The organism is Macromonas nakdongensis, from assembly GCF_002837145.1.
GTDB classification, from domain to species: domain Bacteria; phylum Pseudomonadota; class Gammaproteobacteria; order Burkholderiales; family Burkholderiaceae_C; genus Macromonas_B; species Macromonas_B nakdongensis.
Map to the genome: position 1 here is coordinate 1 of NZ_NWMV01000067.1, position 15627 is coordinate 15627.

A 15627-nucleotide genomic window follows, 5' to 3' on the forward strand; every position below is an offset into this window, starting at 1 on the left:
GTTGCTGCAGTCCGGGCTGGAGGACGCGGCCGTGTCCGACACGGCGCTCACCGCCAACGGGGCAGCCGCCGACGACAGCGCCGCCGGCGCCGAGACCGCCGCCTCGGCCGAAGCCGCCGACCAGACCGCCGAAATCCGCCTGACCGAGGACGATCCCCTCGCCCCCCTGCTGGCCCTGATCACCCCGCCCAGCCACACCACCGTTGAGGTGGCGGACCCCGGCCTGGGCCGCGGCCATCACCCGGACACCGACCCCGCCGCCACGCGGGCGCTACCCGCCCACGCCTCAGGCGACGCGCAGCCCCTTTCCTGGCACATGGCCAGCCCCGGCCTACCGGGCAGCGCCTTGCTGGAGCCCGGCACCGCCGCGGCCATCCCCCAGGCCATCGACCACCTGGACGCCGCCCTGGCAAAGGCAGCGACACTCCCCACCAACGCCCCCGGCGACGGGCAGCCCCGGGCCTGGCACATGGCCACCCCCGGCCAACCGGGCAGCGCCTTGCCGGAGCCCCGCTCCGCCGCTGCCGCCCCGGCCACCGAAAACCTGAGCCCCGACTTGACCACCACCGAGCCGGCCGTCGGCATCGGTGCCAGCACGACCCAACTGGCGGACGCCACGGCAGCCGAAAGCACCCCGGCCGCGGCCGCATCCACCCCAGAACCTGGACGGGCCCCGGACGCACCCGCCAGCGGCCTCACGCCCCCCGACCCAGAACGGCGACACCGCAGCCAGACGGGCCCGCACTGGTCCCGCCTGGACGCAGACGCCCGCGGCGGCAACGGCCAGGGTTTGACCGCCCCCAGCACCGCGGACGTGGTGGACACGCTGACCCGGTCCTGGCACATGGCCACACCGGGCCAGCCGGGCAGCGCCATCGCCGATCTGGTCGCCAGTGCCAGCCCCTGGGGCGCCGCCGTCTCGGCCATGGCCCGCGGTGGGGACAACAGCCCCGGCACCGATGCCGGTGGCACGGGCACGGACGGCGGTGCCGCGGCCCTGACCGATGCCACCCCCAGCGCCACCGCGCCCGCGGACGGCAGCGGCTTTGCCATGAGCCTGGGCGAAGCCTTGGGCGACGCCTACGAGTCCCTGGGGGCGCAGGTCAGCCTCTGGGCCGCAGCCCAGACCAAACGCGCCAGCGTGCGGCTCGACGTGGGAGGCAGCGATGCCCTGGAGGTGGACGTGTCCCTCGACGGCGGCAAAGCCCAGCTCAACTTCCGCACCGACGACGCCCAGGTGCGCGACGCCATCAAGGCCCAGGCCCCAACCGTGCTGGCCGACCTGCTGGCCCGCGCGGGCATCGCACTCGACAGCGTCTCGGTCGGCGGCCAAGGCGCGGGGCAGGCCGGTGGCCAAGCTGCCGACGGCCGCCCGGGTCCGTGGGTGCCGTTGCGCGCCAGCGCCGACACCGGTCCGGCCATTCTGCCCCCAACCCGCCCCACCCCCACCCGCAACGGTCGGCTGGGCCTGGACGTTTACGCCTGAACAAAGGGGCATAGCCCCCCTTTATCGCGCTTAAGCCCGGGGGCGCGGCGACCATAATCGGGCATGACAAAATAGACCGGGTGCCCACCGCGACCACGGTGGGCGTTCTGTCTGACCCGACCCGAAGGCAAACACATGGCCGCTAAACCCGCCGCAGGCGCCGACAACGCCGAAAAACCGAAGAGCAAGAAGATGCTCGTCATCGTCCTGGTGGCGGTGCTGCTGCTGGTCGTCGCTGGGGCCGCCGCCGCTTTTCTGCTGCTCAAACCCTCGGCCGACGAGGAAGACGGCGGTGACGCGCACGCGGCCGCAGAAACCACCAAGCACGCCAAACCCAAGGCCCCGCCCCAGTACATGCCGCTGGACGCCCTGGTCATCAACCTCGCCGACCCGGGTGGCATGCGCTACGCCCAGGTGGGCATCACCCTGCAGCTGGAAGACGCGGCCACCGGCGAAGCCATCAAGGGCTACCTGCCGACCATCCGCAACGGCATCCTGATGCAGATTTCGCGCCGCACGGCCGACGAACTGCTGCGCCCCGAAGGCAAGGAGGCGCTGATGAACGACATCCTCACCCTGGTGCGCGAAGAAGCCGGCATGCCCCTGAACCGCGGCCACAGCCCGGTGCAGGCGGTGCTGTTTTCCAGCCTGATCGTGCAATAAGCCCCCTCCACGCCCTCACCACAGACCACCATGAGCGACGCCTTTCTCTCACAAGACGAGATCGATGCCCTGCTCGAGGGCGTGACCGGCGAAAGCCAGAAACTCGCCAAGGAAGACTTCCCCACCGACGGCGTGCGCAGCTACGACCTCTCCAGCCAGGAGCGGATCGTGCGCGGGCGCATGCCGACGATGGAAGTGATCAACGAGCGCTTCGCCCGCAACCTGCGCGTGGGCCTGTTCAACTTCATCCGCCGCAGCCCGGAAATTTCGGTCGGCACGGTACAGGTGCAGAAGTACAGCATGTTCCTGCGCGAGCTGGTGGTGCCCACCAACTTCAACATCATGGCGGTGCGTCCGCTGCGCGGCAGCGGCCTCATCGTCTGCGAGCCCACGCTGCTGTTCGGCGTCATCGACAGCCTGTTCGGCGGCAGCGGCAAGTTCCACACCCGCATCGAAGGGCGTGACTTCTCGCCCACCGAGCAACGCGTCATCAACCGCATGGTGGAGGTGATCTCGGAGGAGTACAAAAAGGCCTGGAAAGGCGTGTACCCGCTGGAACTGGCCTACCAGCGTTCCGAGATGCAGCCGCAGTTCGCCAACATCGCCACGCCCAGTGAAATCGTGGTGAGCACCAGTTTCACGCTGGAAATCGGCGACCTCACCGGCTCGCTGCACATCTGCATCCCCTACTCCACGCTGGAGCCGATCCGCGATCTGCTGTATTCCACCTCGCAAGGCGACTCGATGGAGGTGGACCGCCGCTGGGTCAAGCTGCTGAGCCAGGAGATCCAGGCGGCCGAGGTGGAGCTGGTGGCCGAGCTGGCCAACACCGGCGCCACCATCGAGCAACTGCTGGCGATGAAGGTGGGCGACTTCATCGAGCTGGAGCGCGAACGCATCATCCAAGCCAAGGTGGACGGCGTGCCCATTCTGGAATGCGAATACGGCACCCACAACGGCAAGTACGCGCTGAAGGTTCAGCGCACCATCCGCAGCACCGACAAGACCTGGCACGGAGATCAGTATGACAAATGAGCAAGACACCAACGCCCCGAGCCCGGAAGAGGCCATGGCCGACGACTGGGCCCAGGCCCTGCAGGAGCAGTCCGGCGGGATGAACCAGGACTTTGCCTCCGGCGCACCGCACTTCGACGGCGACATGGCCAACCAGCCGGTGGGCAACAACGACATCAGCATGGTGCTGGACATTCCGGTGCAGTTGTCGGTGGAACTGGGCCGCACCAAGGTGCCGATCAAGTACATCCTGCAACTGGCCCAGGGCTCGATCGTGGAGCTGGACGCGCTCGCCGGCGAACCCATGGACGTGCTGGTCAACGGCTACCTCATCGCCCAGGGCGAGGTGGTGGTGGTGAACGAGAAATTCGGCATCCGCCTGACCGACATCGTCACCCCGTCCGAACGCCTGCGCCGCCTGAGCCGGCACTGACCGCCCATGAACTTCGCCTCCTACGCCCCGGCCCTGGGCCTGCTGCTGGTCATGGGCCTGCTGGCCTGGGCGCTGCAATGGGTGAAAAAACGCACCGCCCCCGCCGGCAGCGGCCAGGGCGCCGAACTGCGGCTGGTGTCGCAGCTGGTGCTGGGCCCGCAACAACGCGTGGTGGTGGTGGAGGTGGACGGCCCCCACGGCCCGGTGCAACTGACCCTGGGCGTGACGCCGCAGCACGTGCGCACCCTGCACACCCAGGCGGTCGGCCGCCCGGCCCCGGGCACCCCGGCGGGCACGGCCGCCCCCACCCCCAGCTACGCCGCCGTGGCCCAGGCCCTGCGCGGCGGCGCAGCGCGGCAGGAGCCCGCGGCATGAAGCCGGTGGGCACACGGGTCCGCTGGCGCCACGGGTTGGCCGCCCTGGCCCTGCTGGCGCTGGCCGGTGCCGCCTGGGCACAAGGCAGCCCCTCGCCGGCCCCCAACGGGCAGTTGCCCCTGGTCATCGGCCAGGGGGCGGGCGGCACCAGCTACTCGGTGCCCATCCAGACGCTGCTGTTCTTCACCGCGCTGTCCTTCCTGCCCGCGGTGCTGCTGATGATGACGTCCTTCACCCGCATCGTCATCGTGCTTTCGCTCATGCGCCAGGCCCTGGGCACCCAGTCTTCGCCGCCCAACCAGGTCATCGTCGGGCTGTCGCTCTTCCTCAGCATGTTCGTCATGGGCCCGACGCTGGACCGCGTCTACGACAACGCCTACAAGCCCTACACGCAGAACGCCCTCAACTTCGAGCAGGCGCTGGCGCAGGGCGAAATCCCGCTGCGCGAGTTCATGACCAAGCAGACGCGCCAGTCCGATTTCGAACTCTTCGCCCGCCTGGGCAAGCTCGGCCCCGACGTCACCGTGGCCAATGCCCCGCTGCGCGTGCTGGTGCCGGCCTTCGTCATCAGCGAACTCAAAACCGCCTTCCAGATCGGTTTCATGGTCTTCATCCCCTTCCTGGTGGTGGACATGATCGTGGCCAGCGTGCTCATGTCGCTGGGCATGATGATGCTGTCGCCGGTGCTGGTGGCCCTGCCCTTCAAGCTGATGCTGTTCGTGCTGGCCGACGGCTGGAACCTGCTGATCGGCTCGCTCGCCGCCAGCTTCGCCACCTGACCCATCCCGGGAGACCGCCCATGGAAGCCCAAGCCGTCCTCACCATCGGGCAGAACGCCCTGTTCATGCTGCTCATGGTGGCCGCGCCCATCCTGGGCACGGTGCTGGTGGTGGGCCTGGTCATCAGCCTGTTCCAGGCGCTCACCCAGATCAACGAAGCCACCCTGTCCTTCGTGCCCAAGCTGCTCGCGGCGGTGGCGGTGTTCGCCCTGGCCGGCCCCTGGATGCTGACCACCCTGGTGGACTTCATCCGGCGCACGCTCATGGCCATCCCCGATTACGCGGTCTGAGCCACCGCAGCCCGCCGGCCATGCTCACCTTCACCGAGGCCCAGCTCATGGCCTGGGTCGCGCCCATCTTCTGGCCCTTCCTGCGGGTGCTGGGGGTGTTCGCCAGCGCGCCCATCTTCTCGGCGCGTTCGGTGCCGGTGCGCACCAAGATCGGCTTGGCCTTCGTCATCGCGCTGTGCCTGCAGCCCGCCCTGCCCGAACCGCCCCTGCTCTCGCTCAACAGCCCGGCCGCCTTTGGCGCGGTGGTGCAGCAACTGTCCATCGGGCTGGCCATCGGGTTGGCGGTGCGCATCGTGTTTTCCGCGGTCGAGATGGCCGGCGAGATCGTCGGCCTGCAAATGGGCCTGAACTTCGCCGGCTTCTTCGACCCCAGCACCAACGCCCAGACCAGCACCGTGGGCCGCTTTTTCGGCAACACGTCCATGCTGCTGTTCCTGGTGCTCAACGGCCACCTGATGCTGATCCAGGCCGTGGCCGCCAGCTTCCAGACCTTTCCCGTGGGCGAGGACGCCTTCGGCCCCGTGCGGAGCCTGCGCCTGCACGAACTGGGCGGGCTGGTGTTCTATTACGGTCTGTGGATCGCCCTGCCCATGATCGGCATGCTGCTGTTCGTCAACGTGGTCATGGGCATCGTCTCGCGCATCGCGCCGCAGATGAACGTCTTCGCCATCGGCTTTCCGCTGACCCTGTCGGTCGGGCTGCTGGGCATCGCCTTCACCCTGCCGATGATGGACCGGCCGGTGATGCAGCTCATGCGCGTCATCGCCGACCTGTTTGGTGCCGGCTGAGCCGGCGGCTCAGACCAGCTGGTTGCGGATGGCGTAGACCGTCAGCTCGGCGTTGTTCGTCAGGCCCAGCTTTTCCAGCACCCGGGCGCGGTACACGCTCACCGTCTTGGGGCTGATCATCAACTCCTCGGCGATCTGCGACAGCTTCTTGCCCGAGGCGATTTTTTTCAGCGTCTGCAGCTCCCGCTCCGACAGGCTGTCGTGCAGCTCGGCGCCCTCGGGCGCGTTCAGGTGGTTGGCCAGCAGCTCGGCAATTTCCGGTGTGATGAACTTGCGCCCCTGCGCCACGGTGCGCACCGCCGCCAGCAGCGCGGCCGGGTCGCCGCCCTTGTTCAGGTAGCCCATGGCGCCGGCCTTGAGGCAGCGGATGGCGTACTGGTCTTCCGGGTACATCGACACCATGACCGTGCGCACCGGGCTCTGCTCCTCCTGCAGCACCGCCAGAATCTCCAGCCCGCTGCGCCCGGGCAGGTCCACGTCCAGCAGCAGCACGTCGGGCTTGTGCTGGCGCAGGGCGTCGCGCAGGCTGGCGTAGCCGTCGGCCTCGCCCACCACCTGCACGTCGGTGGCCTCCATCAGCGTGTCGCGCACACCGCGGCGCACCACGGCGTGGTCGTCGCACAACACCACCTTGATCATTCGGCGTTCTCCGGTTCGGGGGTTGCGGTGTCGCCCAGCGGCACCGACAGGATCAGCGTCATGCCCTGGCCAGCCGCGGTCACCACGTCCAGCCAGCCGCCCACGGTCTGGGCGCGCTCTTTGAGGCCCAGCAGACCGAAAGACTGCAGCTTGGCCAGGTCCTCGGGGCCGGCGCCGCGGCCATTGTCCGAGATTTCCAGGGTCAGGAAGTCCTCCAGGTCGCTCACCTCCACGCGCACCCGGCTGGCCTGGGCGTGCTTGAGCACGTTGGTCAGCGCCTCCTGCACGGTGCGGTAGGCCACCATGTCCACCCGGGGATCGAGCGCGGCGCGCAAGCGGCCCTGCAGCGACACGTCCAGCCCGGTGCGCTCGGCAAAGGTGCGCGTCAGCCACTGCAGCGCCGGCAGCAGGCCTTGGTCCAGCACCGCCGGGCGCAGGTTGCGCATGATGCGTTGGCTCGCGCCCAAGGCGTGTTCGGCCATGGCCAGCGCCGCCTGCACGTGGGTCTGCGCCTCGGCGTCGGTGCCGCGGCGCGCCAGCCAGGCGAGGTCCAGCTTCACCGCCGCCAGCGAACCGCCAATGTCGTCGTGGATTTCGCGGGCGATGTCGGCGCGCTCACGGTCGATGCTGGCCTGCAGGTGCTCGGTCAGGTCCACCAGGCGCTGGCGCGACTCGGCCAGGGCGCGCGCGGCGTCGGCCTGGGCACGGCGCGCGGCGGCCAGGTCCAGCGCCCGCTGCAGCGCCCCGGGCAGGCGCGCCAGCCGGTGCTTGTCCACGTAGTCGCTCACGCCGCGCACCATGGCGTCGGCCACCGTGGCCTCGCCGATGGCCCCCGAGACGATGACAAACGGCAGGTCCACACCTTGCGCGCGCATGCCGTCCCAGGCGTCCAACCCGGAAAAACCGGCCAGGTGGTAGTCGGCCAGCACCGCGTCCACCGGGCCCTGCCGCAAGGCGGCCAGGAAATCGTCCAGCGTGTCCACCCAGGTCCAGTGGCACACCAGGTCGCTGCGCGCCAAGGCGCGCGCGACCAGGTCGTGGTCGGCTGGGTTGTCCTCCAGATGGATGATGTGCAGATCGGTCAAACGGTCACCTGTGGGCTGGGCCCCATTTTTTGTGCGAACGGGGCAAAGAATCGACACTATTTTGAGCCATGTCAGACGCGCACCCTGGTCTGAGACGGCGCTCGGGCTTATATTCGCAGACATTGACATCTTTTCGGGAAGCTGTGCCACCTCCCATGCAAGAAGAACCCGCCTCGCCACAACAGAAGCGCCGCTGGCCGCGTGAAGAGATCACCCGGGTCGAACCCCTCCCCGACCGGTCCTCCGAACCGGCGGTAGAAATGAGTGTGTCCGCCGTGGCCGACCTGCAGGACTCGCTGCTGGTGGCCATGAACGACCTCAAGCGCCTGGAAGGGCTGCTCGACCATGCCACCGGCAACCTGCTGGACCGCTTCAACAAAGCCATGCAAGTGGCCGACGGCTTGCCCGACAGCACCGAGGCCCAGCTCATCCGCGAAGCCCTGCACCTGGCCGTGACCGAACTGCAGTTCCACGACATGGCCAGCCAGTTGCTGGTGCACACCGGCAAGGTGCTCAAAGGTTGCGCCTACACCCTGGCCGAACAGGCCATGGAACCCGAAGAAGACGAAATCGGCGTGGTGGTGACCCACATGCCGCAAAACCCCAACCCCGTGACCCAGAGCGAGATGGACGCCGGCTCCATCGAACTGTTCTGACCCCCCGACTTCCACGCCCCAGCTGACAAGGTAATCCCATGCATTCGATTCTCGCCGTTGACGATTCCGCTTCTATGCGCAAGATGGTGTCTTTCACCCTGGTGGGCGCCGGGTTCAATGTGGTCGAGGCGGTCGACGGCGTTGACGCGTTCGAAAAAGCCCAGAAACAGTCCTTCGACCTGGTGCTGACCGACCAGAATATGCCGCGCCTGGACGGCATCGGCCTGACACGCAAGCTGCGCGAAGACCCCAACTTCAAGAACACCCCCATCCTGATTCTGACCACCGAGTCCAGCGACCAGATGAAACAGGCCGGCCGGGCCGCTGGCGCCACCGGCTGGCTGGTCAAGCCCTTCGACCCCAACCGCCTGATCGAGGTCATCAACAAAGTCATCCGTTGACGCCGCCTTTGCCCGCAAAGCCCCCTCCGGCCCCCACCGAGAACCACGCCCATGGCAGACGACAAGAACGACGGCTTTGACCTGACCCAGTTTTACCAAATCTTCTTCGAAGAGGCGGGCGAAAACCTGGAGTCCATGGAGCAGCAACTGCTCAACCTCGACCTGGAGACGGTCGACGACGAAGAACTGAACGCCATCTTCCGCTGCGCCCACTCCATCAAGGGCGGCGCCGCCACCTTCGGCTTCGAGGACGTGGCCGAACTCACCCACCAGATGGAGTCGCTGCTGGACAAGCTGCGCCGCCACGAACTGGCCCCTACCATGCCCATGGTGGACGTGCTGCTGGAAGCGTCCGACGCACTCAAGGGCCTGCTGGCCCGCCACCAGGGCCTGGGCGGGGAACCGCCCGAAACCGCCAGCCTGGTGCAGCGCATCCGCGTGCTGGCCGCCGGGGGACAGGCCACCGTGACCGCTGCGGCAGTCGTCGTGGCACCGCCACCGCCGCCCCCTCCGGCGCCGGCCCCTGCAGCGGGCAGCATGCCCGCGGCCAGCACACCCGGTGCGGCGCGCCGGCTGCGTGCCGTGATCGGGCCGCTCGACCACCCCGAGCAGGCCGACGCCATCAAGGAGCTGTTCCGCGACATCGAAGGCCTGGGCACCATCACCGCGGAACGCGAGGAGCAGGGTTGCAAGGTGTACGACATCGACACCACCAGCACCGACGCCGACCTGCTGGACCTGTTCGCCTTCCACGTGGCCAAGGACAAAATCGCCCTGCACGCGGCCGATGCCGCGCCCCTGGCCGCGGCCCCCGCTCCGCCTCCCGCTCCCGCGCTGGCGGCCAGCACCTCGGATTTCGACCACAGCCACGACATCATCGAACAGGGTTATGGCCTGTTCGCCGGCGCACCTGGCAGCCCGGTCGCCTCCACCGTGCCGGGGGCCTCGGGTGCCCCGGTGCCGGCCGACGACCTGGTGCAAGGCTACGGCCTGTTCCCCGGTGCACCGGGCAACCCCCTCACGCCCAGCGCCCACGCCGACATCGTCCAGGCCGAAAGCGGCTTGCAGATCGGTGCCGCCCTGGCCCCTGCGGTCGCCGGTGAGTCCAAAGCCCGCGAAGGGGCCAAAGCCTCGCGCGCGGCCGCCACCGCCCAGCTCGAAACCACCACGCTGCGCGTGTCGGTCAGCAAGATCGATCAGCTCATCAACCAGGTGGGCGAACTGGTCATCACCCAGGCCATGCTGGCGCAGAACAGCCGCAGCCTGGACGCCACGCTGAACCAGCAGCTGCTGTCTGGGCTGGCCGACCTGGAGCGCAACACGCGCGATCTGCAGGAATCGGTCATGTCCATCCGCATGATCCCGATGTCCGTGGTGTTCAGCCGCTTCCCGCGCATGCTGCGCGACCTGGCCACCAAGCTGGGCAAAAAGGTCGATCTCATCACCCACGGCGAAGCGACCGAACTGGACAAGGGCTTGATCGAAAAGATCACCGACCCGCTGACCCACCTGATCCGCAACAGCTGCGACCACGGCATCGAACTGCCAGACGTGCGCCTGGCCAACGGCAAGCCCGAAACCGGCACCATCACCCTGTCGGCCGCGCACCAGGGCGGCTCCATCCTGATCGAGGTGCGCGACGACGGCAAGGGCCTGTCGCGCCAGAAGCTGATCGACAAGGCGCGCTCCAAGGGCATCCCGGTGTCGAACGACATGTCCGACCAGGAGGCCTGGCAACTCATCTTCGCACCGGGCTTCTCCACCGCCGAGGTGGTGACCGACGTGTCCGGCCGCGGCGTGGGCATGGACGTGGTCAAGAAGAACATCGCCGCCCTGGGTGGCTCGGTGGAGCTGGACTCGTCCGAAGGCTTTGGCATGAGCGTGAAGGTGCGCCTGCCGCTGACGCTGGCCATCATGGACGGCATGACGGTGCGGGTGGCCGACGAGGTTTACATCCTGCCGCTGTCGTCGGTGGTCGAATCCTTCCAGGTGCAGGCCAAGGACATCAACACCGTGGCGCAGAACGCCCAATTGGTGAAGGTGCGCGACGAGTACATGCCCGTCATCGAGGTGGACCGCCTGTTCGACGTGCCGCGCGCCGCCGAAGCCGTGCCGGGCAACACCATCATGGTGGTGATCGAGTCCGACGGCACCCGCGTAGCGCTGATGGTCGACGAACTGCTGGGCCAGCAACAGGTGGTGATCAAGAACCTGGAGTCGAACTACCGCAAGGTGCAGTACGTTTCGGGCGCCACCATCCTGGGCGATGGCAGCGTGTCGCTCATCCTCGACACCTCCTCGCTGGTGCGTCGCGCCCGCCAATGACCCCGCTCCCCCGAAACCGAAACACCCATGGCCGTTGACGACGCCGCCGCCCTGCAAAACCGGGAATTCGCCTGGACCAATGCGGACTTCACCCGCATCAAGGACCTGATCTACCGCCATGCCGGCATCAGCCTGCACGACGGCAAGCAGGCCATGGTCTACAGTCGGATTGCCCGGCGCCTGCGCGACACCGGCCACGAGAGCTTCCGCAGCTACCTGGACTGGCTGGAGCACCACGGCAACGCCGACGAGTGGCAGGAGTTCGTCAACGCGCTGACCACCAACCTCACCTCCTTCTTCCGCGAGAACCACCACTTCATCGAACTGGCGCGGCTGCTCAAGGCCGGGCCGGCCGGGCACGACTGGAAGATTTGGTGCAGCGCCGCCTCCACCGGCGAAGAGCCCTACTCCATCGCCATCACCCTGGCCGACGTCCTGGGCCTGAACGGCCGCTTCCAGGTCTGGGCCAGCGACATCGACACCAAGGTGCTGAACACCGCCTCGCGCGGGGTGTACAAGGTCGATGGGCTCAAGAACGTCAGCCCGGAGCAACTGCGCAAGTACTTCCTCAAGGGCACCGGCCAGAACAGCGGCCTGGCCCGGGTGCGGCCCGAGCTGCAGAAACACCTGAAGTTCTTCAACCTCAACCTGATCGAAGACAACTGGTCGCTGCGCGAGGAGTTCGACATCGTGTTCTGCCGCAACGTGATGATCTATTTCGACAACACCACGCAACGCCAGGTGCTCGCGCGCATCCACCGACTGATGAAGCCCAAAGGCACGCTGTTCGTGGGCCACGCCGAAAACTTCAGCGATGCGCGTTCGCTGTTCACCTTGCGCGGTAAAACCGTCTACGAAAAAGTCTGAACCGTATGCACCGCAGCACCGCGCACCTGCAAACCCTCAAGTCCCGGCCCCGCAAGCCCGGCGAGGCGTCGTTCTTTTTCCACGACCAGCATTTCAAATACAACGCCGCCAAGGTGCTGCCGGGCGAGTATTTCGTCTCCAACGAGGACCTGGTCATCATGACCGTGCTGGGTTCGTGCATCGCCGCCTGCATCTGGGACTCGCGCCTGCGCATCGGTGGCATGAACCACTTCATGCTGCCCGAAGGCGGCGGCGACACCTCCGGGCGCTACGGCTCCTACGCCATGGAACTGCTGATCAACGAACTGGTGAAACAGGGTTCCTCGCGCGAGTACATGCAGGCCAAGGTGTTTGGCGGCGGCGCCGTCATCTCCGGCTTCACCAGCATGAACGTGGGCGAGCGCAACACCAAGTTCGTGCTCGATTACCTGGCCACCGAACGCATTCCGGTGGTCTCCAAAGACGTGATGGACATCTACCCACGCAAGGTGGTGTTCTTCCCGGTGACCGGCAAGGCCATGGTCAAGCGCCTGGCCCACGCCCACCCGGAGACCCTGGAGTCGCAGGAGCGCCAAGGCGTGGCCACCCGGGTGGTGCAGTCCACGGCCGGCGGCTCGGTGGACCTGTTCTGACGCAATTTCAGGCGAGGCATGCAAAAAATCACTGTGGTGGTGGTGGACGATTCGGCGCTGGTGCGCAGTCTGCTCACCGAAATCATCAACCAGCAACCCGACATGGCCTGCATCGGTGCGGCCAACGACCCGCTGCAGGCGCGCGAGATGATCCGGGAACTCAACCCCGACGTCATCACCCTGGACGTGGAAATGCCCAAGATGGATGGGCTGGAGTTCCTCTCGCGCCTGATGCGCCTGCGCCCGATGCCGGTGGTCATGGTCTCCACCCTGACCGAACAGGGCGCCGAAACCACCCTGCGCGCGCTGGAGATGGGTGCGGTCGATTTCGTGGCCAAGCCGCGCCTCGGGGTATCGTCCGGGCTGCGCGAGCTGGGTGACGAGATCGTCGAAAAGATCCGCATCGCCAGCAAGGCCCGGGTCAGCCGCCACGTCGCCCCGCCCCCGGCCGCACCGACCCAGCCGCGCCCCGATGGCGTTGCGGCCCCGGTGCCCCGCGCGCCCACCAGCACCCGGCTGCTGTCGACCGAGAAGATGATCTGCATCGGCGCCTCCACCGGCGGCACCGAAGCCATCCGCGAAATCCTGGTGGACCTGCCGGCCGACTCGCCGGCCATCGTCATCACCCAGCACATGCCGCCGGGCTTCACCACCAGCTTTGCCGCGCGCCTGGACTCGCTCTGCCGCATCCGCGTTTCGGAAGCGCGCGACGGCGAACGCCTGCTGCCCGGCCATGCCTACATCGCCCCGGGCGGCAAGCAGTTCCACATCGAACGCAGCGGTGCCAACTACGTGGCCGTGGTCGACGACGCCCCCCCGGTGAACCGGCACAAGCCCTCGGTGGAGGTGCTGTTCAAATCGTGTGCGCGCGTGCTCGGCCCCAATGCAGTGGGCGTGATGCTGACCGGCATGGGCGGCGACGGCGCCGCCGCCATGAAAGAGATGCGCGACGCGGGCAGCTACAACCTCGTGCAGGACGAGGCCAGTTGCGTGGTGTTCGGCATGCCCAAAATGGCGATACAGCACGGTGCCGCGCACGAAGTGCTGCCGCTGAAACAGATGGCGCGCGCCATCATGGAACGCATCAACAGCGGTGGCGGCGTGCGCCACCGCATCTGAACCGGGCCTTCAGACCAGCCGGCTCACGGTGCTGCCGGGGCTGGGGGCATCGGCCCCGCCGGTGCGCAGGTAGTTCTCGGTGGCTTCCAGGGCCCGCTCGGTGGGCACGGCGGGCGCCGGTGCCAGGGCTTCGGCCCGCGCAGCGGCCGCGGCACGCGCCTCTTCGCCGATCAACACATCCACCGCCGCCCGACTGGCCTTCCACATGTTCGGCAGCAGTTCGTTGATCTGCGTGTCCATCGCCTCTTCCACGGGGCTTTTCACCTCGACAGGCAGCTGGCCCTGGAAACGCTGCGCCTCGGCACGGGCCTGCTGCCGGTCGCGCTCGGCACGGGCGGTTTCGGCCTCCTGGGTCTGTTCTTCGGGCGCGGCGGCTGCCTGGGCGCCGTCGGTGGCATTTTGCTCGGCTGGGGTGGTGGCTTCGGTTTCTGCCGCGGCCTGCGCAGGTGCTGGCGCGGCGGCCAGGGCCACCGTGGCCACCCCCGCCACGCCGCGGGCGGCGGCTTGCCCGGGCAGCGCCGCGTTCTTGTCCACCTCCACCGTGGTCGCCTGGCCCGTGGAGTTGACCGGCGGGAAAGCCGGTGGCGCATAAACGGCCACGGAACTGCCCGCATCGCCCCCCTGCGACACGACGACCGACACCCCCGCGTTCTCGGGCGAGACCGCGGGGCTGGGCTTGACCGGCAAGGCCGGCTGCGACTTGGCAGCGGGCGCTTGCGGCGGCACAGGCGAAACAGCGACGGAAGAAATGGTCAACATGGCGAACTCCTCGGCGAAGCACCCCAGGCATGGGATTTCCGCTCTCCTTCGCTCTATCGGACGACTTTCGGCCAACTTTAGGGCGGCACACAGAAAATTTCAAGCCTGGGCTTGCACGTAAAATGTGCAGACAAGCAACCTACCGAGGCAAGCAATGTCCGTGATCCCCTCCATGTCCGACCGCGACGGCAAAATCTGGATGGATGGCCAGATGGTCGATTGGCGCGACGCCAAAATCCACGTCCTGACGCACACGCTGCACTACGGCTGCGGCGCCTTCGAGGGGGTGCGGGCCTACAACACCGTCAACGGTCCGGCCATTTTCCGCCTGGAAGAGCACACCCAGCGCCTGTTCAACAGCGCCAAAATTTTGCGTATGAAGATCCCGTTCACCCAGGAAGAGGTGAACGAAGCGCAAAAAGCCGTCATCCGCGAAAACCAGCTGGAAAGCGGTTACCTGCGCCCGCTGACCTGGATCGGTGACAAGAAGCTGGGCGTCAGCCCCAAGGGCAACACCATCCACCTGATGGTCGCCGCCTGGGCCTGGGGCGCCTACCTGGGCGAAGAAGGCATGAAGCGCGGCATCCGCGTCAAGACCAGCAGCTACACCCGCCACCACGTCAACATCACCATGACGCAGGCCAAGGCGGTGAGCAACTACACCAACTCCATTTTGGCCAATATGGAAGCCACCGACGAGGGCTACGACGAGGCCCTGCTGCTCGACAGCGCCGGCTTCGTGAGCGAAGGCGCGGGCGAAAACATTTTCGTCATCAAGAACGGCGTGATCTACACCCCCGACCTGTCGGCCGGCGCGCTCAACGGCATCACCCGCAACACGGTGTTCCACATCGCCAAAGACCTGGGCCTGGAGATCGTGCAAAAGCGCATCACCCGCGACGAGGTGTACATCGCCGACGAAGCCTTCTTCACCGGCACCGCCGCCGAGGTGACGCCGATCCGCGAACTGGACCGCATCGAGATCGGTGCGGGCAGCCGTGGCCCGATCACCGAGAAGATCCAGACCGCGTTCTTTGACATCGTCAACGGCCGCAACCCGAAATACGCCCACTGGCTGACCAAAGTGTGATTGCCATGAGCCAAGCCCCTTCTGCTATCGAACTGGCCGCCAAAGACCTGAACGCCCACGGCGGCGTGTTCTGCCCCAGCCCCCTGGCCGACATGAATCTGTGGAACAGCCACCCCAAGGTCTACCTGGACGTGGCCAAGACCGGCGAGGCCCGCTGCCCCTACTGCGGCACCGTGTACCGCCTGAAGGCGGGCGAGGTGGTGGCCCACGGGCACTGACTCGCGCA

The 15627-nt window shown here is 67.4% G+C and carries 19 protein-coding genes; 16 read left to right on the forward strand and 3 right to left on the reverse strand.

The genetic code is table 11. From position 1 onward, the window contains the following. The 8 genes from CON77_RS15705 to fliR all read left to right on the forward strand — a co-directional run. Nucleotides 1-1486, forward strand: a 1486-nt coding sequence (locus tag CON77_RS15705; RefSeq protein WP_198552335.1) for a flagellar hook-length control protein FliK, incomplete at its 5' end; no start/stop codon positions are given. 135 nt (nucleotides 1487-1621) lie between these two features. Continuing rightward, complete coding sequence (locus tag CON77_RS10095; protein ID WP_101049025.1) at nucleotides 1622-2149, forward strand: flagellar basal body-associated FliL family protein; 528 nt, start codon at nucleotides 1622-1624, stop codon at nucleotides 2147-2149. A gap of 30 nt (nucleotides 2150-2179) precedes the next feature. After that, nucleotides 2180-3184, forward strand: a complete 1005-nt coding sequence (fliM, locus tag CON77_RS10100; RefSeq protein WP_101049026.1) for a flagellar motor switch protein FliM — start codon at nucleotides 2180-2182, stop codon at nucleotides 3182-3184. After that, on the forward strand, nucleotides 3174-3596 hold the full coding sequence (gene fliN / locus CON77_RS10105; protein ID WP_101049027.1) for a flagellar motor switch protein FliN: 423 nt from the start codon (nucleotides 3174-3176) through the stop codon (nucleotides 3594-3596). Before fliM ends, fliN begins: the two co-directional genes overlap by 11 nt. Nucleotides 3597-3602: 6 nt before the next feature. Then, nucleotides 3603-3971, forward strand: coding sequence for a FliO/MopB family protein (locus CON77_RS10110; protein ID WP_101049028.1), 369 nt, complete (start codon nucleotides 3603-3605; stop codon nucleotides 3969-3971). Continuing rightward, a complete protein-coding gene (gene fliP / locus CON77_RS10115) occupies nucleotides 3968-4750 on the forward strand; it encodes a flagellar type III secretion system pore protein FliP (protein ID WP_101049029.1) in 783 nt (260 codons plus the stop codon). Before CON77_RS10110 ends, fliP begins: the two co-directional genes overlap by 4 nt. 20 nt (nucleotides 4751-4770) lie before the next feature. After that, on the forward strand, nucleotides 4771-5040 hold the full coding sequence (fliQ, locus tag CON77_RS10120; protein WP_101049030.1) for a flagellar biosynthesis protein FliQ: 270 nt from the start codon (nucleotides 4771-4773) through the stop codon (nucleotides 5038-5040). A gap of 20 nt (nucleotides 5041-5060) precedes the next feature. Continuing rightward, nucleotides 5061-5828, forward strand: coding sequence for a flagellar biosynthetic protein FliR (fliR, locus tag CON77_RS10125; RefSeq protein WP_101049031.1), 768 nt, complete (start codon nucleotides 5061-5063; stop codon nucleotides 5826-5828). A 9-nt stretch (nucleotides 5829-5837) separates the two neighbouring features. Here fliR and CON77_RS10130 read toward each other — a convergent pair whose 3' ends face one another. After that, the gene (locus CON77_RS10130) at nucleotides 5838-6467 is read right to left on the reverse strand and encodes a response regulator (protein ID WP_101049032.1); all 630 of its coding nucleotides are present in this window, start codon (nucleotides 6465-6467) and stop codon (nucleotides 5838-5840) included. Continuing rightward, nucleotides 6464-7552, reverse strand: coding sequence for an ATP-binding response regulator (locus CON77_RS10135; protein ID WP_232788486.1), 1089 nt, complete (start codon nucleotides 7550-7552; stop codon nucleotides 6464-6466). Before CON77_RS10135 ends, CON77_RS10130 begins: the two co-directional genes overlap by 4 nt. A gap of 260 nt (nucleotides 7553-7812) precedes the next feature. Here CON77_RS10135 and CON77_RS10140 point away from each other — a divergent pair, with 260 nt between their 5' ends. The 6 genes from CON77_RS10140 to CON77_RS10165 are packed head-to-tail and all read left to right on the forward strand — an operon-like array spanning nucleotide 7813 to nucleotide 13552. Next, nucleotides 7813-8208: a hypothetical protein gene (locus CON77_RS10140; protein WP_101049055.1), complete on the forward strand. Its 396-nt coding sequence runs from the start codon at nucleotides 7813-7815 to the stop codon at nucleotides 8206-8208. Between the two features lie 38 nt (nucleotides 8209-8246). Then, entirely contained in the window at nucleotides 8247-8609 is a 363-nt protein-coding gene (locus CON77_RS10145; protein WP_101049034.1) for a response regulator, read from the forward strand. A 51-nt stretch (nucleotides 8610-8660) separates the two neighbouring features. Next, nucleotides 8661-10934: a chemotaxis protein CheW gene (locus CON77_RS10150; RefSeq protein WP_101049035.1), complete on the forward strand. Its 2274-nt coding sequence runs from the start codon at nucleotides 8661-8663 to the stop codon at nucleotides 10932-10934. A 27-nt stretch (nucleotides 10935-10961) separates the two neighbouring features. Then, nucleotides 10962-11801, forward strand: a complete 840-nt coding sequence (locus CON77_RS10155) for a CheR family methyltransferase (protein ID WP_101049036.1) — start codon at nucleotides 10962-10964, stop codon at nucleotides 11799-11801. Nucleotides 11802-11806: 5 nt separating this feature from the next. Next, nucleotides 11807-12433 (forward strand): chemoreceptor glutamine deamidase CheD, encoded by a 627-nt coding sequence (gene cheD / locus CON77_RS10160; RefSeq protein WP_101049037.1) that lies wholly within the window; start codon nucleotides 11807-11809, stop codon nucleotides 12431-12433. 18 nt (nucleotides 12434-12451) lie between these two features. Beyond that, nucleotides 12452-13552, forward strand: a complete 1101-nt coding sequence (locus CON77_RS10165; RefSeq protein ID WP_101049038.1) for a protein-glutamate methylesterase/protein-glutamine glutaminase — start codon at nucleotides 12452-12454, stop codon at nucleotides 13550-13552. Nucleotides 13553-13561: 9 nt separating this feature from the next. Here the strand turns inward: CON77_RS10165 and CON77_RS10170 are convergent, their stop codons facing one another. Next, complete coding sequence (locus CON77_RS10170; RefSeq protein ID WP_157826909.1) at nucleotides 13562-14311, reverse strand: hypothetical protein; 750 nt, start codon at nucleotides 14309-14311, stop codon at nucleotides 13562-13564. Between the two features lie 154 nt (nucleotides 14312-14465). On the opposite strand from CON77_RS10170, the gene CON77_RS10175 reads away from it, so the two are divergent. Together CON77_RS10175 and CON77_RS10180 are read left to right on the forward strand one after the other, a co-directional pair. After that, complete coding sequence (locus tag CON77_RS10175) at nucleotides 14466-15401, forward strand: branched-chain amino acid transaminase (RefSeq protein ID WP_101049040.1); 936 nt, start codon at nucleotides 14466-14468, stop codon at nucleotides 15399-15401. 5 nt (nucleotides 15402-15406) lie between these two features. Continuing rightward, entirely contained in the window at nucleotides 15407-15619 is a 213-nt protein-coding gene (locus tag CON77_RS10180) for a zinc-finger domain-containing protein (protein ID WP_101049041.1), read from the forward strand. The last annotated feature ends 8 nt before the right edge of the window (nucleotides 15620-15627 follow it).